Genomic DNA, 23293 nt, shown 5'->3' on the forward strand with positions numbered 1-23293 from the left:
CTTTCTCGATACGGAATCACGAAGGGGCAGCTTTGCGGTTTTCCAAGCTCAGGCTGAACGGCTTCAAAAGCTTTGTTGATCCCACCGAACTGGTCATTGCCGATGGGCTGACAGGGGTTGTGGGTCCAAACGGTTGCGGCAAATCCAATCTTCTGGAGGCATTGCGCTGGGTGATGGGGGAAACCCGCGCCAAGGCGATGCGCGGCGGCGGCATGGAGGATGTGATTTTTGCCGGCACCTCATCGCGGCCCGCGCGCAACTTTGCCGAGGTGAGCCTCAACATCGACAACTCCGAGCGGCTGGCGCCCTCGGGGTTCAATGATGCGGACGGGCTGGAGATCGTGCGCCGCATCACCCGCGATGTGGGCAGCGCTTATAAATCCAACGGCAAGGACGTGCGGGCGCGTGATGTGCAGATGCTGTTTGCCGATGCCTCCACCGGTGCGCATTCGCCGGCGCTGGTGCGGCAGGGCCAGATCGCCGAGCTGATCAACGCCAAGCCCAAGGCACGGCGCCGCATTCTGGAAGAGGCTGCGGGGATCTCCGGTCTCTATCAGCGCCGCCACGAGGCCGAGCTGAAGCTTAAGAACACCGAGGCCAACCTGCTGAGGGTCGATGACGTGATCGAGCAGCTGGCCGCCCAGCTGGCGCAGCTGGCCAAACAGGCGCGGCAGGCGCAGCGCTACCGCGAGATCGGCGAGAAGCTGCGGCTGGCTGAGGGCATGCTGCTCTACCGCCGCTGGCGCGAGGCGGATGAGGCGCGGCTGACCTCCGAGGATGAGCTGCGGGTGCGGGTCGAGCAGGCCGCCAAGGCGGAGGCGCTGGTGCGTGCAGCTGCCGCGCAGCGCGGCACGTTTGAGGAAAAACTGCCGCCGCTGCGCGAGGAAGAGGCCATCGCGGCCGCCATCCTGCAGCGGCTGGTGGTGCAGCGCGATTCGCTGGGCGACCAGGAGGCGCAGGCGCGTCAGACTATCGAGCGGCTCAGCAGCCGGATCGTGCAGCTGGGCAACGATATCGAGCGCGAGACCGGCCTGAACAAGGACGCGGGCGAAACCATCGAGCGGCTGGAATGGGAGCAGCGCGAGCTGTCCAAGGCCGGGGACGGCCATGACGGCAAGCTGGCCGAGGCCGCGGAACTGGCGCGCGATGCGGGGTCGATCCTGCAGGCGCGCGAGGATCACCTGGCGCAGGTGACCGAGGATGTGGCCCGTCTGGCGGCCCGCCACCAGTCGGCGCGGCGCGCGGTCGAGGATTGCCAGCGTGCGCTTGGCCGCTCCGAGGGTGAAGCGGAGAAAGCCCGCGCCGCACAGGGCGAGGCGCAGGAGGCGCTGGAGCTGGCGGCAGAGAAGTTCGAGGCAGCGGTGGCTGCCGAGGAGGAGGCCCGCGAAGCTTCTGAAATGGCGGAGGAGGCGCTGGCGGCAGCTGACGAGGCGCGCACCGAAACCCAGAGCCGCGAGGCCGAAGCGCGCTCGCAGCGCTCCGAGGCCGAGGGTGAGCTGGGGGCGCTGCGCGCCGAGGTGACCGCGCTGGCAAAGCTGGTGGAACGCGACACTGCCGAGGGCGGCCAGGTTCTGGACGAGCTGACCGTTTCGCCGGGTTATGAAAAGGCGCTGGGTGCGGCGCTGGCGGATGATCTGCGCGCGCCCTTGGCGGAAGCGGACGGGCCGACCGGCTGGGTTGCCCTGCCAGGTTATGATCACGATGCGGCGCTGCCGGAAGGTGTTGAGCCGTTGGCATTGTTTGTCTCCGGCCCTGATGCGCTGTCGCGCCGGGTGGCGCAGATCGGCCTGGTGGACGGCGATGCGGCAGCCGGCCTGCAGGCGCAGCTGTTGCCGGGTCAGCGGCTGGTCACGGTCGAGGGCGATCTGTGGCGCTGGGACGGCTACCGCGCCTGGGCCGAGGATGCGCCAAGTGCTGCGGCGCTAAGGCTGGAGCAGCTCAACAAGCTGGAAGCGCTGAAGCAGGAGATGGAGCGCGTCAGTGCCACAGCCGACGGCGCCCGCGCCGCTCATGAGATGCTGTTGCGCAAGCTGGAAGAAGTGACGCTGGCCGACCAGAACGCCCGCCAGGCGCGGCGGGTGGCGGATCAGCGGGTGGCGGATGCGGCCCGCGCCCTCAGCCGGGCCGAGGCCGACCGCAACCTGGCGGAGGGCAAGCTGGAAACACTGGGCATTGCGGTGTCGCGACACGAGGAAGACGCGCTGAACGCCAGCCTGCAGCTGAAAGAAGCCGAAAAGGCGCTGGGGGAACTTGGCGATTTGGACCAGGCCCGCAGCGCGGTCGAGGACATCAAGCAGTCGGTGGAGGCGGCGCGGATCACCATGCTGACCCACCGCTCCAGCCATGATGAACTGCGCCGTGAGGGCGAGGCTCGCACCAAGCGCGCGCAGGAGGTGACCAAGGAGCTGTCCGGCTGGCGCCACCGTCTGGAAAGCGCCGAGGCGCGGATCGAGGAACTGGCCGAGCGCCGCGAGGCCTCGCAGGAGGAGCTGGAAGAGGCCAATGCGGTTCCGGCGGAAATCGCCGAGAAACGCGAAGAGCTGAACGAGGCGATCTCGGAGGCTGAAGCGCGGAAATCAGCAGCCACTGAGGCGCTGATCGCGGCTGAGGCTGAACTGCGCGAGGCTGTCCACAAGGAACGCGAATGCGAGCGGCTGGCGTCGGAAGCACGCGAAGCGCGGGCGCGGTCCGAGGCGCGCAGCGATGCGGCCAAGGAAGCCGTCACCCAGGCCGCAGGCCGCATCATCGAGGCGCAGCAGATCACCCCGCAGGCGCTGCTGGAGAAGCTGGGCGTGTCGCCGGATGAGATGCCCGCCTCGGACGATCTGGAGCACGATGTGGACCGCTACAAGCGCCAGCGCGATGCACTGGGTGCGGTCAACCTGCGGGCCGAGGAAGACGCCCGCGGGGTGCAGAACGAGCATGACACGCTGGTCGCCGAGAAACTGGACCTGGAAGGCGCGGTGAAGACCCTGCGCGACGGTATTGCCAGCCTCAACCGCGAGGGCCGCGAGCGGCTGCTGACCGCGTTTGAGCAGGTCAACAGCAGCTTTGCCATGCTGTTCACCCATCTGTTCGGCGGCGGCGAGGCCAATCTGGTGATGGTCGAGAGCGACGACCCGCTGGATGCGGGGCTTGAGATCATGTGCCAGCCGCCGGGCAAAAAGCTGTCGACCCTGTCGCTGCTGTCGGGCGGCGAGCAGACGCTGACCGCGATGGCGCTGATCTTTGCGGTGTTCCTGTCGAACCCGGCGCCGATCTGTGTGCTGGACGAGGTCGACGCGCCGCTGGATGACGCCAACGTCACCCGATTCTGCGATCTGCTCGATGAGATGTGCCGCCAGACCGACACGCGCTTCCTGATCATCACCCACCACGCGGTGACGATGGCGCGGATGGACCGGCTTTTTGGCGTCACTATGCAGGAAAAGGGCGTCAGCCAACTGGTTTCGGTTGACCTCAAGAAAGCAGAGGCGATGGTGGCTTGAGTTCCGGCTCGGCGGGGATCTGTGCCGGAGGCTGTTTGCAAAGACAAAGTTTTGTGGAGTGACAAATGAATATGCTGAAAGCAATTGCCGCTGCTGCGGTGCTGATGTCCCCGGCTGCCGCGATGGCGGAAAACGTGGTGGCCAAGACCGGTGACAGCGTCGCCAATTTCTTCAAGGACGAAGGTGCCAAGGTCGAAGTGACCACCGACAGCGTCGGAGATCCGAACCTCAAGGTCGAATATTACGGCAACGACTTCTCGGTCTATTATTACGGCTGCAGCGACAACACCAACTGCGAGGCGATCCAGTTCTTCTCCGGCTACCAGACTGATGGCAGCGTGCGCCTGTCCAAGATCAACGAATGGAACACCAACAACCGTTTTGCCCGTGCCTATGTCTCCGAGGAAGGCTCAGCCCGGATCGAGATGGACGTGCTCTTGGGCAATGACGGCATGGCACCGGATGATTTTGCCGATGCGGTGGGGCTCTGGAACCGCGCGATGCAGGATTTTGAAGAATTCATCGACTGGAACTAAGGCCCGGTTGTCACCGCATCGTGACAACAGGCTGCAAGATCAAACGCTAGGGTGGGGGCATGAGACGGATTATGCCCCTTTTCCTTTGCTTGATCGCAGCCAGCGCCGGGGCGGGTGACTGGCCGCTGCGCCCCGGTGACACGCCTTTTACTCAAGCGGAGCTGGACGCGCTGCCGGGCCGGTCCTTCCGCTTTTTTGACGGCGGCGAGTCGCAGTACGGCAGCGGCGGGGCCTATGCCTATACCTATTCCGCTGAAAACGGCGGCGGCACTGCCTGGGGCACCTACAGGATCGCCGGTGACCGCAGCATCTGCGTGGATTTCACCAACGGCTTCAGCCGCTGCGACCTGTACGTGCGCAACAGCGGCCGGGTCATCCTGATCACCCAGCAGGGCCAGCGATTTCCGGTGCGTTAGAGCTTTTTGAGCAGTGCTGGAGTGGGCCAGGCATCGGCGGGCAGCCCAAGCCGGGCCTGTTCCTTTTGCACGGCGATCCGGGTGCGGGCGCCAAGGATGCCGTCGATATCGCCCACGTTGTGGCCGCGGGCTTGAAGCTTCTGCTGCAGCTGCTTCATCTGGTTGCCGGTCAGCCCGCTGTCGGGCTTGCCAGCCGCGTAGACGTCCGCGCCCTGCAGCCGGTTGGCAAAATAGGCGGCGGTCAGCACATAGGTGAAGCTTTGGTTCCACTCGAAATAGACGTCAAAGTTCGGATAGGCGAGGAAGGCCGGCCCTTTGTGGCCTTGCGGCAGCAGCAGCGAGGCGCGCATTGCAGGGTCCGGCAGGTTGCCCTTCCGCGCCGAGACACCCAGCTTGCGCCACTGCGCCACGGATTTCTTCTGGGCGGTGCCGCTGAGGGACAGGTCCAGATCTCCGGGGATGGTGACTTCCTGCAGCCAGGGCTGGCCCGGCTGCCATCCCAGGTGCGACAGCATCCGCGCGCCGGACATCAGTGCGTCGGGGGCGGAGGTCTTAAGGCTGACCTTGCCGTCGCCATCGGCGTCGACGCCGTGCTGCAGGACGTCACCCGGCAGCATCTGCACCATGCCAATCTCGCCTGCCCAGGCGCCAGTGGTGCGCTTGGGGTCGAAGTTGCCCTGTTTAAACAGCTCCAGCGCGGCAAAGACCTGGGGCCGGAACAATTCCGGGCGGCGGCAATCATGGGCCAGGGTGACCAGCGCGTCGCGGGTGTTGAAATCGCCCTGATAGCCGCCGTAGTCGGTCTCAAACGCCCAGAAGGCCAGCAGCACGCCGCGGTCGATGCCGTAGGTGCTCTCGATCCGCTGGAAGGTGGCGTCGTGCTTCTGCGCCATCTGGCGGCCGGTTTTCAGCCGGTTCTGCGAGATCAGGCGGCGGGAGAAGTCGATGAAAGGTTTCTGGAACACGCCCTGGCCGCGGTCGGCCTTGAGCACGCGGGAATCCTGACGGGTGCCGGCAAAGAAGGCATTGACCGTCGCGGTGTCATAGCCGGCTTGCACCGCCTCTTCCTTCATCAGTTCCACGAAGTTCTGAAAACCGCCGCCGCATTGGGCCGCCGCTGCAGCAGGCAGCAGGGCCGCTGCGAGGACAAAGGGCAATAGGCGCATGGTTCTGGCGCTCCTTGGTCTTACCGCTCCCACACGGTCTTAGTGCTAGAAAACCACGGCAATGGCAACCGTCAGGGCCAGCGTAAGCGCCCAGGACTGCCAAAGGAGCGTAACGGAACGGGTGATGGTTTCGGCGCTGGCGCTTTTGGCGCCCGAGGCGTGGACCCAGGGGAAATCGCGCATCTCGCCGTCATAAGACCGCGGTCCGGCCAAGGAGGTGTCCAGCGCCCGCGCCATTGCAGCCTCCGGCCAGCCGGCATTGGGCGAGCGGTGCTTGCGGGCATCCCCGGCGATGGCACGCCAGTGCTTCAACTGGCCGCCGGCCAGGGCGATGAGCAACCCGGTGATCCGCGCCGGGATCAGGTTCAGCAGGTCGTCCAGCCGGGCGGCAGCCCAGCCAAAGTCCCGGTAGCGGTCGTTGCGGTATCCGATCATGCTGTCTGCGGTGTTGACCATCTTGTAGATGATCAGCCCCGGCAGCCCGGCGATGAGGAACCAGAAGGCAGGTGCAATGACCCCGTCCGACAGGTTCTCGGCGCCGCTTTCGATGGCGGAACGCGCGGCCTGCGGTGCGGTCATCGCGCCGGTGTCGCGGCTTACGATCATGGCCACGGCTTCACGGCCTTCCTCCAGGCCGCTGCGCAGGCCCTTGGCAACCGCGGCGACATGTTCGGTCAGGGACCGCTGGGCGATCAGGATTGCCGCCACCAGGATCTCCGCCAGGGTGCCGGGCAGGGCCAGCAGCTTGCCCGCGATGAGCCCTGCCAGAACCAGGGCCGCAGCCGCCAGCACGCCCTTGATGCGGCGGCTGGGGCCGGTGTTGAGCTTGCGGTCCAGAAAGCCGCCCAGCCTGCCCATCAGCACCGCCGGGTGGGTCAGGCGCGACCACAGCCATTTCGGCTCGCCAAAAACGGCATCCAGCAGCAGGGCAACAGCAAGCATTCCGGCAGTGGTCATAGCGCGGTCTCCAGCCGGTCCCAGCCGTCCGCGGGCGGCAGGCCAAGACGCAGGTAGGTTTTCGAGTAGGGAAAGATGCGGCTCCAGATATGGGCACGGGCCAGCTTCCGCTGCCAGGCGGCGGCGTCATCCACATTGTAAAGGCGGAACAAATCGGTGCCGCCCGCCAGGCTGGCGCCCTTGGCAAGCAGCAGCTCATCCAGCCGGGCCGCATCCTGATGCAGCCGGGTGCGGGTTGCCTCTGCCCAGGCGTGATCCTGCAAGGCAAGCGCTCCTGTGCGCAGGGCCGGGCCGGACACCGCCCAGGGGCCCTGCCAGGTGGCCAGCTGCGCAATCAGCTTGGGGTCGCCGATGGCAAAGCCCAGCCGCAGCCCGGCGAGGCCCCAGAACTTGCCAAAGCTCTTCAGTACCACCACGCCGGGACGGGCGGCCATGCGGATCAGGCTTTCACCCGGGCAGACATCGCAGAAGCTCTCGTCGATGATCGTCAGAGGCGCCTGCAGCTCATCCTCGCGCCACATGCGGCCATCCGGGTTGTTGGGATGCACCGCAACCTTGGCTTCTGCCGGCCCATGCACCCTGACGATCCAGCCGCGGGCCTCGAAGGCGGCGGCGTGTTCATTGTAGGTGGGTTTGGTGATCTGCACCCAGCGCGGTTCGGCCAGGGCGGGCAATGCGGCAATCAGAGCCGAGGCGCCGGGCGCCGCCAGAACCGCAGCCTGATCCGGGATGTTCCAGAAGCTGCGGGCGGCTTGTTCCAGATCGGCCAGCGCGTCCGCATCCGGCAGCGCGCCCCAGTCGCCGGCGGAGAACTCCGGCAAAGTGTAGGGGTGCGGGTTGATGCCGGTGGACAGGTCCATCCAGCCGTCGCGGCCGCCGCCGAATTCGGCGATGGCGGCGCTCAGGTTGCCGCCATGATCGCGGGGCTGGGCTGCGGGGTCGTGAGAGAGGTCATGCATCGCGGTCGCCACCGGTGAGAGTTCATTCCGGCCTGGACCGGATGCCATCTGAGGCACTGCGCGTATTAACCTATGCTGCGCGGGGCGTGAACTCCCTATTTACGGCGGGGCAACGCCTCGGTGTGGCGTCAGCCGCGCCCGTGCGGCTCCTGCCAGTTGATCTCGGGGTTGATGGGGATGATCCGGTGCGGGTTGATGGTGTCGTGGCTGTAATGATAGTGGCGCACGATATGCTGCATCCCCACGGTGTCGGCCACCCCTGGCCACTGGTACAGCTCGCGGGTGTAGGCCCAGAGGTTCGGGTAGTCCGTCAGCCGCTTGCGGTTGCATTTGAAATGGGTGTGATAAACCGGATCGAAGCGCAGCAGGGTGGTGAACAGACGCCAGTCGGCCTCGGTAATGCGCTCGCCCAGCAGGTAGCGGTGCTGCGACAGCAGGTCCTCCAGCCAATCCAGGCTTTCGAAAAGCGGCTCTACCGCAGCGTCGTACGCCTCCTGCGAGGTAGCAAACCCGCATTTGTAGACGCCGTTGTTGATGGTGCTGTAGATGCGGGCGTTCACCGCCTCGACCGGCTCGCGCAGCTCTTCCGGCCAGTAGTCATCACTATTGCCGGTGATGCCGTCGAAGGCCGAATTGAACATCCGGATGATCTCGGCGCTTTCGTTGGAGACGATGGTGTTCTGTGCCTTGTCAAACAGCACCGGCACTGTCACCCGGCCGCTGTATTCCGCATCGGCGCGGGTATAGATCTGGTGCAGACGGGAGCTGCCGAACAGCGCGTCGCCGGTGGCGCCGTGGTCGTCGGTTTCAAAGGTCCAGCCTTCCCCCAGCATGTCGGGATGCACGACGGAGACAGAGATATGCTCTGCCAGCCCCATCAGCTGGCGGAAGATCAGCGTGCGGTGCGCCCAGGGGCAGGCCAGCGAAACATAAAGATGGTAGCGCCCGCTTTCCGCATTGAAGCCGACCTTGCCCGATGGGCCTGCGCTGCCGTCGGCGGTGATCCAGTTGCGGAACTGCGATTCGCTGCGTTTGAAGGCGCCGCCGGTGGATTCGGTATCATACCACTGGTCGTGCCATTTCCCGTCGATCAAAAGGCCCATCGCGTCTGCTCCTGCTGCTGTGCAGGGCAAACATATGCGGGCAAGGCGCCTGCGCCTATGCAGGCCAGCGCGCAGGCCTTCTGCACCCCTGCACAGCAGCAACAAAATTGCGCGGCCGTCAAATTTTCGAAAATGTTCACTTGATTTTATATATTTGTGACGCACCGTTGAAAGAAGGACCCGTGTAAACCGAAGCATCTGGAAGGCCGCTGCTATGAATACCTACGTACCCAAAGCCGTGCAGGAAGCGCTGGATACCGCCCGCCTGCAGGGGATGCGGCGCAAGAGCCGTTTGCGGGTGATGGCGGATAATGAGCTGTATCCGGTGCTGCGGCTGTGGAAGACCGGTTTCTCGGTTGAGGCGGAGACCGCGCCGATGCTGCGCGGGCTGGTCGATATCTACGATGGCGCCCGCCACGTCTCGCAATGCCTGATCGTGGCTGGCGAGGAAGAGGGCGGCGAGATGCGCTATGAGTTCAAGCGCTCCACTCCGGCTGCGGACCAGGCGCCCCTGGATTTTTACAAGTCGCCGGACGGGCCGGCGGGGCTGATCCCCTTTGACCAGTCGCAGGGCAAACTCTGATCCGGCGCCTTAGGGCCGGATCTCCACCTCTGTCCCGACCTCTGCAAGGCGCCAGAGCGTTTCCATCTGTTCATTGCTGACAGCGATGCAGCCGGCGGTCCAGTCGCCGGGCAGGGTAACCAGATTGCCCACTGCGTTCGGCTGCCCGTGAATGAAGATATCGCCGCCGGGGCTGATCCCTGCGGCCCTGGCCAGGGCGCGGTCCTCAGGCTGCGGGTAATTGATCCCCAATGACAGGTGATAGGCACTGTTGGGATTGCGCCGGTCGATCCGGAAGATGCCCTCCGGCGTTTTGCCGTCACCTTCCTGCCGTTTGTCGCCCTCGGGGGCAAAGCCAAGCGCAACAGGGAACTCCAGCACCGTCTCACCATCCCGGCTGGCGGTGAGGCGGCGGGCGGATTTCTCGATCAGGATGCGGTCGATCCGGTCCACCGCCGCGGATTGCGGCGGCGGCACTGGGCGCGGGGCAAAGGCCTGCCAGGCCATCCAGGCGGCGCCGGTCAGGAGAACCAGCGCCCAGAGGCGCAGCAGGCGCTGCATCCTTATTGCAAGTCCGAGAAGGCAGCGGTCAGGCGGCGGCAGGCTTCCTTCACCCGCGACCGCTGGGTGGCCAGGTTGAAGCGTTCCATGAATTCGCCGCCGGAGCCAAAGCCGTCGCCGGGCGAGGTAGCGATCTTGGCGTCCTCGCGCAGCCGCTTGATGATTTCCGCGCGGCTCATGCCGGTGCCGGAGAAATCGACCCAGGCCAGATATGTCGACTGCAACGGCAGCGACTTCAGGCCGGGCAGCGCGTTCACAGTCTCGTCGAACAGTTTCCGGTTGCCCTCCAGATGCGCGATCTGGGCATCGACCCACTCGGCGCCTTCGGGTGAATAGGCGGCGGTGATCATCGCGACGCCGAGGGCACTGGGGTCATAGTCCAGCGTGTTCTGCTTGTGCCGCATGGCCGCCCGCAGATCCGGATCGGGGATGATCATGTTGCCGGTGCGCTGGCCTGCGACGTTGAAGGTCTTGGAGGCTGCGGTCAGGGACACGGTCCAGGGGCGTGCTTCGGGCGCGGCCACGTCCATCGGTACAAAGGTGCTGCCCGGGTAGACCAGATCGTGGTGGATTTCGTCCGAGACCAGGACCAGTCCGTTGCGCTTGGCAAATTCCGCCACTGCGCGCAGTTCCTCCGGTGTCCAGACCCGGCCCGAAGGGTTCTGGGGGGAGCACCACAGCAGCAGCTTCTCTGTCCCGTTCAGACGTGATTGCGCATCGTCCAGGTCTAGGTTGTAGGTGTCGCCGTCCCGTGCCAGCGGGCATTCGGTCACCTTGCGGCCTGATTTGTTCACCTTGTGCGCAAACTCATGGTAGACGGGCGAGAAGATCACCACACCGTCGCCGGGCTGGCTCCAGACGTCGAGGCAGAGCGCGATGGCGTTGCCGAGGCCTTGGGATGTCAGGATCCAATCGGTCTCGATCTCCCAGCTGTGGCGGTTCTTCATCCACCATTGCACCGCTTGCAGATACTCGGGATGCTGCCAGGAATAGCCGAACACACCATGCTCCGCGGCCTTTTTGACGGCCTCGATCACGCAGGGCGCGGTTTCATAGTCTGAGTCCGCCGTCCACATCGCCAGACCGTCCTCGGGGGAGACGCCGAACAGCTGCTCCATCTTGTCCCATTTTGAACTGTGGGTGCCGCGGCGGTCAGTGGGTTTGTCAAAATTCATGTGGTGAACTCCCGTATGATTGGCAGCGAAGCTAACTGTTGCGGCGGCACGCGCAAGGGGGGCGTTGCGATGGGGCTGCTGATCGCATACATGAAGCACATGAAAAGACCGATCCTGATCCATCCCGATCCCCGCCTGAAAAAGGTCTGCGTGCCCGTGCCGGACCTGAGCGATGATTTGCGCGCTCTGGCGGACGACATGCTGGAAACCATGTATGCCGCGCCGGGCATCGGCCTGGCGGCGCCGCAGATCGGCATCCTGCAGCGGCTGATCGTGCTCGACTGCGTCAAGGAAGAGGACGGCGACCCGCGCCCGCTGGTGATGTTCAACCCCGAGATCATCTCCGCTTCGGAAGAGACCAGCGTCTACGAGGAAGGCTGCCTGTCGATTCCGGATCAGTATGCCGAGGTGACCCGCCCCAAGGTGGTGGAGGTCGAGTGGATGGACCGCGACGGCAATGCGCAGCGGGAAACCTTTGACGGCTTGTGGGCGACCTGCGTGCAGCATGAGATCGACCATCTGAACGGCAAGCTGTTCATCGATTACCTGAAGCCGCTGAAGCGCCAGATGATCACCCGCAAGATGCAGAAGCTGAAGCGCGAACGCGCCCGCGCCTGAGGGAATACCAGACATGACCGTCCGTACCTGCCTGCCCTGGCCCGACAAGCGCCTGCGCACCAAGGCTGATGAGGTGACAGAGATCACCGACGAGATCCGCGGCATCTGGAACGACATGGTCGACACCATGGAGGCGATGCCGGGTGTGGGTCTGGCCGCCAACCAGATCGGCGTGATGCTGCGGCTGGCCGTCGTGGACGGCTCCACCGAGCGCGGCCGTGCCGTGAAGCTGGCGAATCCTGAGATCCTGCATGCCTCGGTCGAGCTGCGCGAGCACGACGAGGCCAGCCCGAACCTGCCCGGCGTCTCCGCCAAGATCAAACGCCCGCGGGCGGTGACCGTCCGCTTCATCAATGAGCAGGGTGCGGTGGACCGCAAGGATTTCGTCGGTATCGAGGCGACCTCGGTCCAGCACCAGATCGACCATCTGAACGGCAAGATGTATTTCGACCGCCTCAGCAAGGTGAAACGCGACATGCTGATCCGCAAGGCAAAGAAGCTGAACGGCTGAGGCTGATCTTAATTCCCGGATCGCCTGCGGTCCGGTTCGCGCCCTGGCAGCAGGCTGCCCGGCAATCGGGGCAGGGAATGGTGGGCAGATTGCCCATCCTACGGAGGCATTGATGCGCATCATTTTCATGGGAACGCCTGACTTTTCAGTGCCGGTGCTGGATGCGCTGGTGGAGGCCGGGCACGAGATTGCCGCTGTTTATTGCCAGCCGCCGCGGCCTGCGGGCCGTGGCAAGAAGGACCGTCCCACACCCGTCCACGCCCGCGCCGCGGCCTTGGGGCTGGAGGTGCGCCACCCGGTCTCGCTGAAGGGCGCGAAGGAGCAGGAGGCTTTTGCCGCTTTGAAGGCCGATGTGGCGGTGGTCGTGGCCTACGGGCTGATCCTGCCGCAGATCATTCTGGATGCGCCCCGGCACGGCTGCCTTAACATCCACGCCAGCCTTTTGCCGCGCTGGCGCGGCGCGGCACCGATCCACCGCGCGGTCATGGCGGGCGATGCCGAGACCGGCGTCTGCATCATGCAAATGGAGGCGGGGCTGGACACGGGCCCGGTGCTCTTGCGCGAGGCCACTGCCATCGGCAGGGAAGAAACCACCGCCCAGCTGCATGACCGGTTGTCTGAAATGGGTGCGGCGCTGATCGCCGAAGCCTTGAGCCGTCTGCCGGAGCTGGCAGCCGAAGTGCAGCCTGAAGAAGGCGTCACTTACGCAGAAAAGATCGACAAGGCCGAGGCGCAGGTCGACTGGACCCGCCGGGCAGCGGAAGTGGACCGCAAGATCCGCGGATTGTCCCCGTTCCCCGGCGCCTGGTGTGAAGTGGAAGGCCAGCGGGTCAAGCTGCTGGCGGCACGGCTGGCGGAGGGGCAGGGCGCGCCCGGGGAGGTGCTGGATGACAACCTGACCGTGGCCTGCGGGGCCGGCGCGGTGCAGCTCTTGCGCTTGCAACGGGCGGGCAAAAGCGCGCAGGATCCCGATGTATTCCTGCGCGGCTTTCCGGTTCCGAAGGGCAGCCGCCTGTAACCGGAGGGTCTGATGCCCATAATAGCCCTGATCATCATCGGCGCCGCGGCGGGTTTCCTGGCAACCCGGCTGATGAAACTGGAAACCGACATCATCACCACGGTCTGCATCGGCATGGCCGGGGCGCTGGTCGGCGGTCTGGTGCTGCGCGCGCTGCTGACGGTGATGGGCTTCATGGCCGGTTTCGTGGGCGCGGTGCTGGGCGCTCTGCTGCTGATCTGGCTTTGGCAGAAATACGTCCAGCGCTAGCAGCCCCGTCTAGCTGCGCGGCGGGCGGCTCTTGTAAACCGGCAGGTGCCAGCCGAATGTGATCGAGCCCGCGCGCAGCGTCCAGCAGACCATGGCGCAGGCGAGCAGGGCAAACCTCAGCTCCAGCCCTGCCGAGATTGCCAGCACAGCGGTGATTGCGCCGGCCATGGCGCAAGTGATGTAAAGCTCGCCCTGTTTCAGGACCAGCGGCACCTCGTTGCAGACCACATCGCGCATCAGCCCGCCCAGCGAGCCGGTGGCCATGCCCATCAGCACCACGATCACCGGCTCTTTTCCCAGGGCAATTGCGGCGCCGGTGCCGGCGGGCACGGCGACCGCCAGGGCAAAACTGTCCAGCCAGATCACCCAGCGCATCCGGCTTTCCACCAGATGCGCGGTAAAGAAAACCGCCACCGCGGCGCCCGCTGCCAGCAGGATGTAGTTGGGGTCACCGACCCAGAACACCGGATCACGGTTCAGCAGCAGATCCCGGACCGTGCCGCCGCCAACCGCCGTCAGGCAGGCGACGAAGGCAAAGCCGACAATGTCGAGCTGCGCCCGGCTGGCAACCAGCGCCCCGGTCAGGGCAAAGACCAGCACCGAGGCGTAGTCGAGCAGGGTCAGAAAGCTCATTCGCAGGCCCTGCGCATCAGGCGCTTTTCTTCTTCTTGAAGGGGGCCATGCCGGCGCGGGCCAGCTCATCCGCGCGCTCGTTTTCGGGGTGGCCCGCGTGGCCCTTGACCCATTCCCAAGTCACCTTGTGGCGGGCCTGCGCCTCATCCAGCCGCTGCCACAGCTCGACATTCTTGACCGGCTTCTTGCTGGAGGTCTTCCAGCCGTTCTTTTTCCAGCCGAAGATCCAGCCGGTAACGCCGTTCTTCACATAGGCCGAGTCAGTGACCACGGTGATCGTGGACGGCCGCGCCAGGCTCTCCAGCGCGTTGATCGCGGCCAGCAGTTCCATCCGGTTGTTGGTGGTCTCGGCCTCGCCGCCGCTGAGTTCTTTTTCTTTGACGATGGTGTCACCGTCCATGGCGCGCAGCAGAACGCCCCAGCCGCCGGGGCCGGGGTTTCCAGAGCAGGCGCCGTCGGTATAAGCAAATAATTCAGGCATGCGCCGTCAGTACTACGAACGCCTGGACAGTGCCAGCCAGTCCTTTGCCCTCGCCGCGGCGGCTGCCAAGGACCGTGAAACCGGCGGTTTCGAGTTTTCCGCGCAGCTCTTCCTCGCTGTAGTAGGCATAGAACCGGCCCAGTTCATCGCGGCCCTCGCTCTCGCCCAGTTTCATCGCCAGGCATAGTGTCCCGCCAGCAGTCAGGGCCCGGTGCGCGGCGGACAGGTGAATGGCCAGCTCTGCCCGCGGCACATGCAGCAGACTGAAGTAAGCCCAGATGCCGTCAAAGACCGCCTCTGCGTCCAAGGCCTCAAACCCAGCGACCGTAACTTCGACCCCATAGGCAGCGCGGGCGGCTTCCGCCATTTCCGGCGAGGCGTCCAGCGCCGCCACCCGGTAGCCCGCATCCCGGAACCGCGCTGCCCAATGGCCGGGGCCGCAGCCGAGGTCCAGCAATGTGCCGTCCCCGGGGAGCCGGGCGGTGAAAGCGAGATAATCAGCTTCTTCGCCTTCATCCCCGCGGCCCGTAAAGCACTCGGCGTAGTCCGCGGCACGGTCGTCGTAGACGCTGATGGTTCTGTCGTCGCTCATCTGGTTTTCTCCGGCCTATGCATTCAGGCGCGTTCCGCGGCCAGCCGGGCGGCAAGGCCGGCAAAGACGGCGGCAAAGCCGCGGCTCATCCATTTCAGCACCCGCTCGCTGTTCAGAAGGTAGGTGCGGGCCTGGGCGGCAAACAGTCCGTAGAGCACGAAGATGGCAAAGGTCATCGCCATGAACACCAGCCCCAGAACGGACATCTCCAGCGTGGCGCTGGCGGGATTGCCGCTCAGGAACGGCGGCAGCAGCGCCAGGAAGAACACCGACAGCTTGGGGTTCAGGATGTTGATCAGCGCCCCGCGCCAGGCGATTTTCCAGCCGGGCTGGCTGGTGCGTTTCGAATCCACTGCCAGCACACCGCCGCTGCGCAGGGCCTGCCAGGCGAGGTACAGGAGATAGGCGACGCCCGCTGCTTTGACGATCTGGAACAGCAGGGCGGAGCTGTGCAGCACCGTCGCCAGCCCCAGCGTGGCAGCGGCCAGATGCGGAACAATGCCGAAGGTGCAGCCGATCGCGGCCCAGATGGAGGCGCGCCAGCCTTGGCCGAGGCCAAGCGCGAGCGTGTAGATGACACCCGTGCCGGGCGCGAGGACGACAATAAAGGCGGTGATCAGAAAGTGCAGCGTGATCATTAATATGGCTCCAGAAATAATGCCCGGGACTTCATGCGTAGCACGGTTAGCCCGAAACGGGTGCAATTTCTGTAACCAGGATTGCCTTCAGCGGGCTTTCAATCACGCAGGCTGCCGCAGCACGCGGGGCACCTTGAACTCGACGGTCTCAACCGCGGTCTCCACCACTTCGACCGTGACGTCATAACGCGCGCGGAAGGCGTCGATCACCTCGTTGACTAGCAGTTCCGGAGCAGAGGCGCCGGCGGTGATGGCGACAGAGCGGATGCCCTCCAATGCGCGCCAGTCGATGTTTTCGGCGCGCTGCACCAGTTGTGCGTAGTCGCAGCCGTTCTTGGCCCCGACCTCGACCAGGCGGCGGGAGTTGGAGGAGTTCGGTGCGCCGACCACGAGCAGCGCGTCTGCTTTGGGTGCCACCGATTTCACCGCCTCCTGGCGGTTGGTGGTGGCATAGCAGATGTCTTCCTTGTGCGGGCCGATGATGTTGGGAAAGCGTTCCTCCAGCGCTGCAACGATGCCCTTGGTGTCATCGACCGACAGGGTGGTCTGGGTTACATAAGCCAGCCGGTCCGGATCACGCACCTCAACCGTCGCCACGTCTGCGGCGGTCTCAACCAGCAACACCTCGCCCTCGGGCAGCTGGCCCATGGTGCCGATGGTTTCGGGGTGGCCTTTGTGGCCGATCATGATCATCTGCAGCCCGGCCTCGGCGTGTCGCTGGGCTTCGATGTGCACCTTGGAGACCAGCGGGCAGGTGGCATCGACATAAATCATCTCGCGTGCTTCGGCCGCGGCGGGCACAGATTTCGGCACCCCGTGCGCGGAGAAGATCACCGGGCGGTCATCCGGGCACTCATCCAGCTCCTCGACAAACACCGCGCCTTTTTCGCGCAGGCTGTCGACCACGAATTTGTTATGCACGATTTCATGGCGCACATAGACCGGCGCGCCCCATTTGCCGATCGCCATTTCGACAATCTTGATGGCGCGGTCCACGCCGGCGCAAAAGCCGCGCGGGGCGGCGAGGTAAAGGGTCAGGGCTGGCTTGGTCATGGGCGTCTCCTTGCGCGCCAGAGGTAAGCGCTTCAGGCGGCAAGGTCCAGTGCCGGTACGGTCCGGGCAGGGCGGCAACGTGCGGTGAGGCACGGGCATGCCGGGTATTCTGCGGCGGATCTGCTGAAAATCTGACAAGCCAGCCTGTGAGGGCGGCTGGCAGCCGTTCGTTCCGGAACAGTCACCACCCCATCAGGTACCTGTTCCGGATCTTTCCCTGCAGTACTTGCTCAGCCGTGGGCGGCTGTGGCGGAGCGCGGTTCGCTCTGCTCGCGCGGCGGGCGGCCGATCACGTCGCGCAGCTCTTCCAGCTCAATGAAATTGTCGGCCTGGCGGCGCAGGTCGTCAGAGATCATCGGCGGCTGGCTGCGGATGGTCGACACCACCGAAACCCGCACGCCCTGGCGCTGCAGGCTGGCAATCAGCGGGCGGAAGTCCCCATCGCCCGAGAACAGCACGATATGGTCGACCCGCGGTGCCAGCTCCATGGCATCGACCGTCAATTCGATGTCCATGTTGCCTTTGACTTTGCGGCGGCCCATGCTGTCGGTGTATTCCTTGGCCGGTTTGGTGACCATGGTGAATCCGTTGTAGTGCAGCCAGTCGACAAGCGGCCGGATCGGCGAATACTCGTCATTTTCCAGCAGGGCGGTGTAATAAAAGGCCCGCAGAAGCTTGCCGCGGCGCATGAATTCCTGCCGCAGTAGCTTATAGTCGATGTCGAACCCGAGCGCCTTGGCAGCGGCGTACAGGTTTGACCCGTCTATGAACAGCGCGAGCCGTTCGTCCTTGTAAAACATCAAAATTTTCCTTCCGGTGTAACCGTTTCGGCCGGGGGTTCCGTGAGTGTGATTTTGAAATCGGCGAAACGGGTAGACTTAATGTAAGTTATTTGTCATTTGCCGCAAGTATACTGTCCGTTTGAATAGGCTCAAAGATGGCCGATATCCGTAAAACGGCGCTGATTGCGTTGGGCGGCAACCTGCCTGCTGACGCGGATGCGCCTGAGATCACCCTGGCAAAGGCCATCCGCGCCCTGCAGTCGCAGGAGGTTTCCCTGCGCAGCGTGTCCCGGTTCTTTCAGACACCCTGTTTTCCGGCAGGTGCCGGGCCGGACTATGTGAATGCTGCGGTGGCGGTGAAGACCACGCTGTCCGCCGGCGGGCTTCTGGAGCGGCTGCACCGGGTGGAGGCGCAATTCTCCCGGGTGCGGGAGCAGCGCTGGGGGATGCGGACGCTGGATTTGGACCTGGTGGATTATGACGGCGCGGTGCTGCCGGACGCGGCCGGCTATGCCCGCTGGCAGGGGCTGCCCTTGGAAAGCCAGATGCAGGAGGCGCCGGGACAGCTGATCCTGCCGCATCCGCGCATCCAGGACCGCGCCTTTGTGCTGGTACCGCTGGCTGACATCGCGCCGCGATGGCGCCACCCGATGCTGCTGAAATCCGTCACGGAGATGCTGGCAGACCTGCCGGAGCAGGAGGTGGCTGAGGTAACCCCTCTCTGAGCCGCGCAATGCGGCGTTTTCCGCCCTTGTCAAGAGAAAGATATGGGCGTAAATGTCTGCCTTCTGGACCAGGAATGAAATGGAGAGTCGCTGATGGCCCGCGTGACGGTTGAAGATTGCGTCGATAAAGTGCCCAACCGCTTTGAGCTGGTGATGCTGGCTGCGCACCGTGCCCGCGAAATCTCGGCGGGTGCCCCGATCACCGTCGAGCGCGACAACGACAAGAACCCGGTCGTGTCCCTGCGTGAAATCGCCGAGGAGACCCAGAGCGCTGATGAGCTGCGCGAGCGCCTGATCGAGAGCAACCAGACCCAGATCGAGGTTGACGAGCCGGAAGAGGATTCCATGGCTCTGCTGATGGGCGCGGACAACGACAAGCCGGCCGACGACGACATGTCGGAAGAGAAACTGCTGCGCGCGCTGATGGAGGCCCAGGGCCAGGGCTGAGGCGCGCGTCTGACTATTTGAGGCTGCGGACCGGACATGATTTCCCCTGACGACCTGATTGCTCTGGTCCGCAACTACAATCCCAAGACAAATGCGGGCAGGATCGCCGAGGCCTATGCCTTCGGTGAGCAGATGCATGACGGGCAGTTCCGCCACTCGGGCGAACCCTATTTCACGCATCCGGTGGCGGTGGCCGCTATTCTGACCGAACAGCGCCTGGATGATGCGACCATCATCACCGCGCTGCTGCACGACACCATCGAAGACACCAAGGCCAACTACGAGGAAGTCGCCCGCCGCTTCGGTGATGAGGTGGCGATGCTGGTCGATGGCGTCACCAAGCTGACCAACCTGCAGCTGTCCAGCCGTGAAACCAAGCAGGCGGAGAATTTCCGCAAGCTGTTCATGGCGATGTCCAAGGACCTGCGGGTGATTCTGGTGAAGCTCGCTGATCGTCTGCACAATATGCGCACCATCAAGGCGATGCGCCCGGAAAAGCAGGCCCAGAAGGCGAGAGAGACGATGGATATCTATGCGCCGCTGGCCGGCCGCATGGGTATGCAGTGGATGCGCGAGGAGCTGGAGGATCTGGCCTTCCGGGTGCTCAATCCCGAAGGGCGCCAATCGATCATCCGCCGCTTTGTGACCCTGCAGCGGGAAACCGGCGATGTGATCCACCGGATCACCGGCGACATGCGGCTGGAGCTGGAAAAGGCCGGGATCGAGGCGGAGGTCTTCGGCCGCGCCAAGAAACCCTATTCGATCTGGCGCAAGATGCAGGCCAAGGACCAGGGATTTTCGCGGCTCTCCGACATCTACGGCTTCCGCGTTATTACCCTCTCTGAGGAGGACGCCTACCGCGCGCTGGGGGCCATTCACCAGCGCTGGCGGGCGGTGCCGGGCCGGTTCAAGGATTACATCAGCCAGCCGAAGTCCAATGGCTACCGTTCGATCCACACCACGGTGTCGGGCCGTGACGGCAAGCGGGTGGAGGTGCAGATCCGCACCCGCCAGATGCATGATGTGGCGGAAACCGGGGTTGCAGCGCATTGGTCCTACCGGGACGGGGTGCGCACCGAAAACCCCTTTGCGGTGGACCCGGCCAAGTGGATCGCCTCGCTGACCGAGCAGTTCGACGCAGAGGACGACCACGACGAATTCCTCGAGGCCGTGAAGCTCGAGATGTATTCGGACCAGGTGTTCTGCTTCACCCCCAAGGGCGATGTGATCAAGCTTCCCAAGGGCGCCACGCCGATCGATTTCGCCTATGCCATCCACACCCGTATCGGCCATGCCTGCGTCGGTGCCAAGGTGGACGGCATCCGGGTGCCTCTGTGGACCCGGCTCAGGAACGGCCAGTCGGTCGACGTGATCACTGCCGAGGGCCAGACCCCGCAGGTTAGCTGGCTGGAGATTGCCACGACCGGCAAGGCCCGCACCGCCATCCGGCGCGCCCTGCGTGAGGCGGACCGGGCGCGGTTCGTTAAGCTGGGGCACGAACTGGCACGTTCGGCGTTTGAACACGTCGGCAAGAAGGCCACGGATAAGGCATTGGAAACCGCTGCTCGCGCCCTCCGCGCAAGCGGGGTGAATGAGCTGCTGGCGCGGCTGGGCGCGGCAGAAATCACCGCCCACGACGTGGTGCAGTCGGTTTATCCTGAACTGACGTCCACTGGCGACGGCGACGAGATTTCCCCGCGCCGCGCGGTGATCGGCCTGGAGCCGGGCCAGAGCTTTGAGCGCGCAACCTGCTGCCAGCCGCTGCCGGGCGAGCGCATCATCGGCATCACCTACCGCGGCCGCGGGGTGGTGGTGCACGCCGCCGATTGCGACAAGCTGGGCGAATTCGAGGATCAGCCGGAGCGCTGGATGGATGTGCATTGGCACAGCGGCACCCACCCTGCGGTCTATGGCACCACGCTGGAGCTGACCATCGGCAATGACGCCGGGGTGCTGGGACGCATTTGCACATTGATCGGCGAGAAAAAGGCCAATATCTCGGACCTGGAATTTGTAGACAGGAAACCAGACTTTTACCGGCTCATGATCAATGTGGAGCTGCGGGATGTGGAACAGCTGCACTCGCTGATGCTGACGCTTGAGGCGGAAAGCGATGTTGCCGCGGTGGCGCGGTTCCGGGAGAAGCCGGAAGAGCGCCACTTTCCGGGGTAAGCCGCTGAAACTCTGAGCCGGGAACTGGGAAGGACGCACAGCTTTGGTATTCAGGCGCCGGGACAGACGTCCGCCCCTCCGGGCGCTGGCGGATTTCCTCTGGCCGCGCGGCGGCTGGGGCAGGGCGTTCCTGTACGTGAAGCACCGGGTCCGGCGCCTGCCCGATTCGCCGGAACGTATTGCACGCGGCATCTGGGCGGGTGTGTTTACGACTTTCACACCCTTCTACGGGCTGCATTTCTTTATTGCCGCATTCATTGCCCGGCTGATGAACGGCAATATTCTGGCCTCGCTCAGCGCCACCTTCTTCGGCAACCCTCTGACCTATGTGCCGATCGGAGTTGCCTCTCTGCAGACCGGGCACTGGCTCTTGGGAACCGAGTTCGATCAGGAGGTCGACAAATCCCTGGTGGGCAAGTTTCTGGCTGCCGGGGGGGATTTGAAGGACAATCTGATCGCCCTGTTCCTGGACCGTCCCGCCGACTGGCAGGGGCTGCGCCTGTTTTATAACGAGGTGTTTTATCCCTACATGATCGGCGGCGTCATTCCGGGTGTTATTGCCGCGACGGCCTGCTATGTGCTCAGCCTGCCGGTGATCCGGGTCTACCAGCAGCGCCGCCGGGCCAAGATCAAGGCCAAGTTCGAGGCGATCAAGAAACGCGCTGAGGTCGACACCGGCATCTGAGCCCAGCGCCAGGATTGTACCATTTCTGCCTGCAGGCTTGCTCTTGCTTCCGGTCTGTCTAGTCTCTGGGCCAAGGCTTTGACTTCAGACGGATGAGAGACCTCTCATGACAGACAATCAGCTGCGCCTTGGCGTGAACATCGACCATGTGGCCACCGTGCGTAACGCCCGCGGCGGCGCCTACCCGGACCCGGTCCGCGCTGCGAAACTGGCCGAAGAGGCAGGCGCCGACGGCATTACCGCCCACCTGCGCGAGGACCGCCGCCATATTACCGATGCAGATATTGACGCGCTGATGGAGGCGCTGACCGTACCGCTGAATTTCGAGATGGCGGCAACGGAGGAAATGCAGAAGATTGCCCTGCGCCACAAACCGCATGCAGTCTGCATCGTGCCGGAAAAGCGCGAAGAGCGCACCACCGAAGGCGGGCTGGAAGTGGCGCGCGAGGAAAACCGCCTGGCCCATTTCATCGCGCCGCTGCGGGATGCGGGCTGTCGGGTGTCGATCTTCATTGCCGCGGACAAGAAGCAGATCGAGGCCGCGCACCGGATCGGGGCCGAGGTGATCGAGTTGCACACCGGCGCCTATTGCGATTTCCATGTCGAAGGCAAGATTGATGAGCGCGACCATGAGCTGGAAGCGCTGAAAGAAATGTCTGCCTATGCACATTCACTGGGGCTTGAGGTTCACGCAGGCCACGGGCTGACATACGATACGGTACAGCCGGTTGCGGCCTTTCCGGAGGTGAAGGAGCTGAACATCGGCCATTTTCTGATCGGCGAAGCCGTCTTTCGCGGCCTGACGCCGGCGGTGCAGGAAATGCGCAGGTTGATGGATAAAGCGCGGGGGTAATTCAGCAATGCAAGTCAATCTGATCCGTTACGGGCTGATCTGGATGGCAGCCTCTGTTGGAATGATGCTGCTCGGCCTCGTGCTGGCGCAGTTCGGAGCCGGCATGCCGGCCGGCCTGGCGACGGTGCTGCCGCCCATGGTGGCATCGGTACTGGAAGGGATGCGCATCGCCCGGGCGACCCGGAAGCCCTTGCAGGGCAAGGCGGCCTGGACCAATGCGGCGGCGATGACCGGGGTGGTTGCCGTGCTGACGGTCATCCAGCTGCCGCTTTACTGGAACAACCCGGTGATCATTGAGGCGCGGCAGACAATCCCGCACCTGTACCTCGCGGGTATCTTTGTCCTGCTGCTGGCAGTCATCCTGATGATCAACCGCCTGTTCCTGAGCCATGGCATCAAACTGGGGCTGAAGCGGCTGGAAGAATGATCCTGGGGGTTGGAACAGATCTGGCCAATATCGAACGCATCCAGCGCACGCTGGACCGCTTCGGCGACCGTTTCCGGAACCGAGTGTTCACCGAGGAGGAGCAGAGAAAGGCTGAGCGCCGCCGCGATGTGGCAGGCACCTATGCCAAGCGCTGGGCCGCCAAGGAGGCCTGTTCCAAGGCGCTGGGCACCGGCCTGCGCATGGGCATCGCCTGGAAGGATATGGCGGTCTCCAACCTGCGCACCGGCCAGCCGGTGATGCATGTGACCGGCTGGGCCGCCGAACGCCTGCAGCAGATGACCCCGCCCGGCCACGAGGCGGTGATTCACGTGACATTGACCGATGATCACCCCTGGGCGCAGGCCTTTGTGCTGATCGAGGCACGCCCGATTCCAGTGAACCCGGCGGAATTGCCCGCCGGAACTTGACTTGCCCCCTTCAGGCCCGCATGTAGCCCCGGACCCTGTTTTCAAACCGGAGAGCCTG

General features: G+C 64.4%; 27 protein-coding genes. 15 read left to right on the forward strand and 12 right to left on the reverse strand.

The annotated features are described in order from the left end of the window. Positions 1-32: 32 nt before the first annotated feature. The 3 genes from GKC28_RS15765 (at position 33) to GKC28_RS15775 (ending at position 4440) form a co-directional block, all read left to right on the forward strand. A complete protein-coding gene (locus tag GKC28_RS15765; RefSeq protein ID WP_174147976.1) occupies positions 33-3488 on the forward strand; it encodes a chromosome segregation SMC family protein in 3456 nt (1151 codons plus the stop codon). 65 nt (positions 3489-3553) lie between these two features. Then, positions 3554-4024, forward strand: a complete 471-nt coding sequence (locus tag GKC28_RS15770) for a YbjN domain-containing protein (RefSeq protein ID WP_174147977.1) — start codon at positions 3554-3556, stop codon at positions 4022-4024. Positions 4025-4095: 71 nt separating this feature from the next. After that, a complete protein-coding gene (locus tag GKC28_RS15775) occupies positions 4096-4440 on the forward strand; it encodes a hypothetical protein (RefSeq protein ID WP_368041132.1) in 345 nt (114 codons plus the stop codon). On the opposite strand, the gene GKC28_RS15780 is transcribed toward GKC28_RS15775, so the two are convergent. The 4 genes from GKC28_RS15780 to GKC28_RS15795 form a co-directional block, all read right to left on the reverse strand. Further along, positions 4437-5606: a lytic murein transglycosylase gene (locus GKC28_RS15780; RefSeq protein WP_174147979.1), complete on the reverse strand. Its 1170-nt coding sequence runs from the start codon at positions 5604-5606 to the stop codon at positions 4437-4439. The genes GKC28_RS15775 and GKC28_RS15780 overlap by 4 nt on opposite strands. Positions 5607-5651: 45 nt before the next feature. After that, entirely contained in the window at positions 5652-6563 is a 912-nt protein-coding gene (cbiB, locus tag GKC28_RS15785) for an adenosylcobinamide-phosphate synthase CbiB (RefSeq protein ID WP_174147980.1), read from the reverse strand. Continuing rightward, on the reverse strand, positions 6560-7522 hold the full coding sequence (locus tag GKC28_RS15790) for a threonine-phosphate decarboxylase (RefSeq protein ID WP_174147981.1): 963 nt from the start codon (positions 7520-7522) through the stop codon (positions 6560-6562). Before GKC28_RS15790 ends, cbiB begins: the two co-directional genes overlap by 4 nt. A gap of 128 nt (positions 7523-7650) precedes the next feature. After that, positions 7651-8625 carry a glutathione S-transferase family protein gene (locus GKC28_RS15795; RefSeq protein WP_174147982.1) on the reverse strand — a complete coding sequence of 325 codons (975 nt, stop codon included), beginning with the start codon at positions 8623-8625 and terminating at the stop codon, positions 7651-7653. Positions 8626-8839: 214 nt separating this feature from the next. Here GKC28_RS15795 and GKC28_RS15800 point away from each other — a divergent pair, with 214 nt between their 5' ends. Next, the gene (locus tag GKC28_RS15800) at positions 8840-9208 is read left to right on the forward strand and encodes a hypothetical protein (protein WP_174147983.1); all 369 of its coding nucleotides are present in this window, start codon (positions 8840-8842) and stop codon (positions 9206-9208) included. A gap of 9 nt (positions 9209-9217) precedes the next feature. On the opposite strand, the gene GKC28_RS15805 is transcribed toward GKC28_RS15800, so the two are convergent. Next, positions 9218-9748 (reverse strand): murein L,D-transpeptidase family protein, encoded by a 531-nt coding sequence (locus tag GKC28_RS15805; protein WP_174147984.1) that lies wholly within the window; start codon positions 9746-9748, stop codon positions 9218-9220. A gap of 2 nt (positions 9749-9750) precedes the next feature. Further along, entirely contained in the window at positions 9751-10923 is a 1173-nt protein-coding gene (locus tag GKC28_RS15810) for a MalY/PatB family protein (protein ID WP_174147985.1), read from the reverse strand. Between the two features lie 99 nt (positions 10924-11022). Here GKC28_RS15810 and def (GKC28_RS15815) point away from each other — a divergent pair, with 99 nt between their 5' ends. The 4 genes from def (GKC28_RS15815) (at position 11023) to GKC28_RS15830 (ending at position 13319) form a co-directional block, all read left to right on the forward strand. Continuing rightward, positions 11023-11541 carry a peptide deformylase gene (def, locus tag GKC28_RS15815; protein WP_174147986.1) on the forward strand — a complete coding sequence of 173 codons (519 nt, stop codon included), beginning with the start codon at positions 11023-11025 and terminating at the stop codon, positions 11539-11541. A gap of 13 nt (positions 11542-11554) precedes the next feature. Beyond that, positions 11555-12052, forward strand: a complete 498-nt coding sequence (gene def, locus GKC28_RS15820) for a peptide deformylase (protein WP_174147987.1) — start codon at positions 11555-11557, stop codon at positions 12050-12052. Between the two features lie 112 nt (positions 12053-12164). Next, positions 12165-13070, forward strand: a complete 906-nt coding sequence (gene fmt, locus GKC28_RS15825; protein WP_174147988.1) for a methionyl-tRNA formyltransferase — start codon at positions 12165-12167, stop codon at positions 13068-13070. A gap of 12 nt (positions 13071-13082) precedes the next feature. Next, the gene (locus GKC28_RS15830; RefSeq protein ID WP_174147989.1) at positions 13083-13319 is read left to right on the forward strand and encodes a GlsB/YeaQ/YmgE family stress response membrane protein; all 237 of its coding nucleotides are present in this window, start codon (positions 13083-13085) and stop codon (positions 13317-13319) included. A gap of 9 nt (positions 13320-13328) precedes the next feature. Here the strand turns inward: GKC28_RS15830 and GKC28_RS15835 are convergent, their stop codons facing one another. The 6 genes from GKC28_RS15835 to GKC28_RS15860 all read right to left on the reverse strand — a co-directional run bounded on the left by GKC28_RS15835 (position 13329) and on the right by GKC28_RS15860 (position 17516). Continuing rightward, a complete protein-coding gene (locus GKC28_RS15835; protein ID WP_174147990.1) occupies positions 13329-13952 on the reverse strand; it encodes a trimeric intracellular cation channel family protein in 624 nt (207 codons plus the stop codon). 16 nt (positions 13953-13968) lie between these two features. Continuing rightward, positions 13969-14433: a ribonuclease HI gene (gene rnhA, locus GKC28_RS15840; RefSeq protein ID WP_174147991.1), complete on the reverse strand. Its 465-nt coding sequence runs from the start codon at positions 14431-14433 to the stop codon at positions 13969-13971. Continuing rightward, a complete protein-coding gene (locus tag GKC28_RS15845) occupies positions 14426-15025 on the reverse strand; it encodes a class I SAM-dependent methyltransferase (RefSeq protein ID WP_174147992.1) in 600 nt (199 codons plus the stop codon). Before GKC28_RS15845 ends, rnhA begins: the two co-directional genes overlap by 8 nt. A gap of 23 nt (positions 15026-15048) precedes the next feature. Continuing rightward, the gene (locus tag GKC28_RS15850) at positions 15049-15663 is read right to left on the reverse strand and encodes a LysE family translocator (RefSeq protein WP_174147993.1); all 615 of its coding nucleotides are present in this window, start codon (positions 15661-15663) and stop codon (positions 15049-15051) included. Positions 15664-15765: 102 nt separating this feature from the next. Next, entirely contained in the window at positions 15766-16716 is a 951-nt protein-coding gene (gene ispH / locus GKC28_RS15855) for a 4-hydroxy-3-methylbut-2-enyl diphosphate reductase (RefSeq protein ID WP_174147994.1), read from the reverse strand. Between the two features lie 230 nt (positions 16717-16946). Beyond that, complete coding sequence (locus GKC28_RS15860; protein WP_019296609.1) at positions 16947-17516, reverse strand: NYN domain-containing protein; 570 nt, start codon at positions 17514-17516, stop codon at positions 16947-16949. Positions 17517-17653: 137 nt separating this feature from the next. Between GKC28_RS15860 and folK the strand changes: the two genes are divergently transcribed. From folK to acpS, 7 genes are all read left to right on the forward strand, one after another. Further along, a complete protein-coding gene (gene folK / locus GKC28_RS15865) occupies positions 17654-18223 on the forward strand; it encodes a 2-amino-4-hydroxy-6-hydroxymethyldihydropteridine diphosphokinase (protein WP_174147995.1) in 570 nt (189 codons plus the stop codon). A 93-nt stretch (positions 18224-18316) separates the two neighbouring features. After that, positions 18317-18670 (forward strand): DNA-directed RNA polymerase subunit omega, encoded by a 354-nt coding sequence (gene rpoZ, locus GKC28_RS15870; protein WP_174147996.1) that lies wholly within the window; start codon positions 18317-18319, stop codon positions 18668-18670. 36 nt (positions 18671-18706) lie between these two features. After that, complete coding sequence (locus GKC28_RS15875; protein ID WP_174147997.1) at positions 18707-20842, forward strand: bifunctional (p)ppGpp synthetase/guanosine-3',5'-bis(diphosphate) 3'-pyrophosphohydrolase; 2136 nt, start codon at positions 18707-18709, stop codon at positions 20840-20842. Between the two features lie 43 nt (positions 20843-20885). Next, complete coding sequence (locus GKC28_RS15880; RefSeq protein ID WP_174147998.1) at positions 20886-21527, forward strand: DUF2062 domain-containing protein; 642 nt, start codon at positions 20886-20888, stop codon at positions 21525-21527. A gap of 106 nt (positions 21528-21633) precedes the next feature. Further along, positions 21634-22380 (forward strand): pyridoxine 5'-phosphate synthase, encoded by a 747-nt coding sequence (locus GKC28_RS15885; protein WP_174147999.1) that lies wholly within the window; start codon positions 21634-21636, stop codon positions 22378-22380. 7 nt (positions 22381-22387) lie between these two features. Then, entirely contained in the window at positions 22388-22807 is a 420-nt protein-coding gene (locus GKC28_RS15890; RefSeq protein WP_174148000.1) for an ABZJ_00895 family protein, read from the forward strand. Further along, positions 22804-23235 (forward strand): holo-ACP synthase, encoded by a 432-nt coding sequence (gene acpS, locus GKC28_RS15895; RefSeq protein ID WP_174148001.1) that lies wholly within the window; start codon positions 22804-22806, stop codon positions 23233-23235. Before GKC28_RS15890 ends, acpS begins: the two co-directional genes overlap by 4 nt. Positions 23236-23293: the final 58 nt, after the last annotated feature.

This window comes from Leisingera sp. ANG59, from assembly GCF_013317235.1.
GTDB lineage: Bacteria > Pseudomonadota > Alphaproteobacteria > Rhodobacterales > Rhodobacteraceae > Leisingera.

Coding starts and splice junctions, on each gene's coding strand:
- ispH (WP_174147994.1), bottom strand. CDS start 16,716: ATGACCAAGCCAGCCCTGACCCTTTACCTCGCCGCCCCGCGCGGCTTT.
- GKC28_RS15795 (WP_174147982.1), bottom strand. CDS start 8,625: ATGGGCCTTTTGATCGACGGGAAATGGCACGACCAGTGGTATGATACC.
- GKC28_RS15780 (WP_174147979.1), bottom strand. CDS start 5,606: ATGCGCCTATTGCCCTTTGTCCTCGCAGCGGCCCTGCTGCCTGCTGCA.
- GKC28_RS15845 (WP_174147992.1), bottom strand. CDS start 15,025: ATGAGCGACGACAGAACCATCAGCGTCTACGACGACCGTGCCGCGGAC.
- def (WP_174147987.1), top strand. CDS start 11,555: ATGACCGTCCGTACCTGCCTGCCCTGGCCCGACAAGCGCCTGCGCACC.
- cbiB (WP_174147980.1), bottom strand. CDS start 6,563: ATGACCACTGCCGGAATGCTTGCTGTTGCCCTGCTGCTGGATGCCGTT.
- GKC28_RS15875 (WP_174147997.1), top strand. CDS start 18,707: ATGATTTCCCCTGACGACCTGATTGCTCTGGTCCGCAACTACAATCCC.
- fmt (WP_174147988.1), top strand. CDS start 12,165: ATGCGCATCATTTTCATGGGAACGCCTGACTTTTCAGTGCCGGTGCTG.
- GKC28_RS15850 (WP_174147993.1), bottom strand. CDS start 15,663: ATGATCACGCTGCACTTTCTGATCACCGCCTTTATTGTCGTCCTCGCG.
- GKC28_RS15775 (WP_368041132.1), top strand. CDS start 4,096: ATGCCCCTTTTCCTTTGCTTGATCGCAGCCAGCGCCGGGGCGGGTGAC.
- GKC28_RS15805 (WP_174147984.1), bottom strand. CDS start 9,748: ATGCAGCGCCTGCTGCGCCTCTGGGCGCTGGTTCTCCTGACCGGCGCC.
- GKC28_RS15790 (WP_174147981.1), bottom strand. CDS start 7,522: ATGCATGACCTCTCTCACGACCCCGCAGCCCAGCCCCGCGATCATGGC.
- GKC28_RS15885 (WP_174147999.1), top strand. CDS start 21,634: ATGACAGACAATCAGCTGCGCCTTGGCGTGAACATCGACCATGTGGCC.
- GKC28_RS15800 (WP_174147983.1), top strand. CDS start 8,840: ATGAATACCTACGTACCCAAAGCCGTGCAGGAAGCGCTGGATACCGCC.
- rnhA (WP_174147991.1), bottom strand. CDS start 14,433: ATGCCTGAATTATTTGCTTATACCGACGGCGCCTGCTCTGGAAACCCC.
- GKC28_RS15810 (WP_174147985.1), bottom strand. CDS start 10,923: ATGAATTTTGACAAACCCACTGACCGCCGCGGCACCCACAGTTCAAAA.
- folK (WP_174147995.1), top strand. CDS start 17,654: ATGGCCGATATCCGTAAAACGGCGCTGATTGCGTTGGGCGGCAACCTG.
- rpoZ (WP_174147996.1), top strand. CDS start 18,317: ATGGCCCGCGTGACGGTTGAAGATTGCGTCGATAAAGTGCCCAACCGC.
- def (WP_174147986.1), top strand. CDS start 11,023: ATGAAAAGACCGATCCTGATCCATCCCGATCCCCGCCTGAAAAAGGTC.
- GKC28_RS15890 (WP_174148000.1), top strand. CDS start 22,388: ATGCAAGTCAATCTGATCCGTTACGGGCTGATCTGGATGGCAGCCTCT.
- GKC28_RS15770 (WP_174147977.1), top strand. CDS start 3,554: ATGAATATGCTGAAAGCAATTGCCGCTGCTGCGGTGCTGATGTCCCCG.
- GKC28_RS15830 (WP_174147989.1), top strand. CDS start 13,083: ATGCCCATAATAGCCCTGATCATCATCGGCGCCGCGGCGGGTTTCCTG.
- GKC28_RS15835 (WP_174147990.1), bottom strand. CDS start 13,952: ATGAGCTTTCTGACCCTGCTCGACTACGCCTCGGTGCTGGTCTTTGCC.
- GKC28_RS15860 (WP_019296609.1), bottom strand. CDS start 17,516: ATGTTTTACAAGGACGAACGGCTCGCGCTGTTCATAGACGGGTCAAAC.
- acpS (WP_174148001.1), top strand. CDS start 22,804: ATGATCCTGGGGGTTGGAACAGATCTGGCCAATATCGAACGCATCCAG.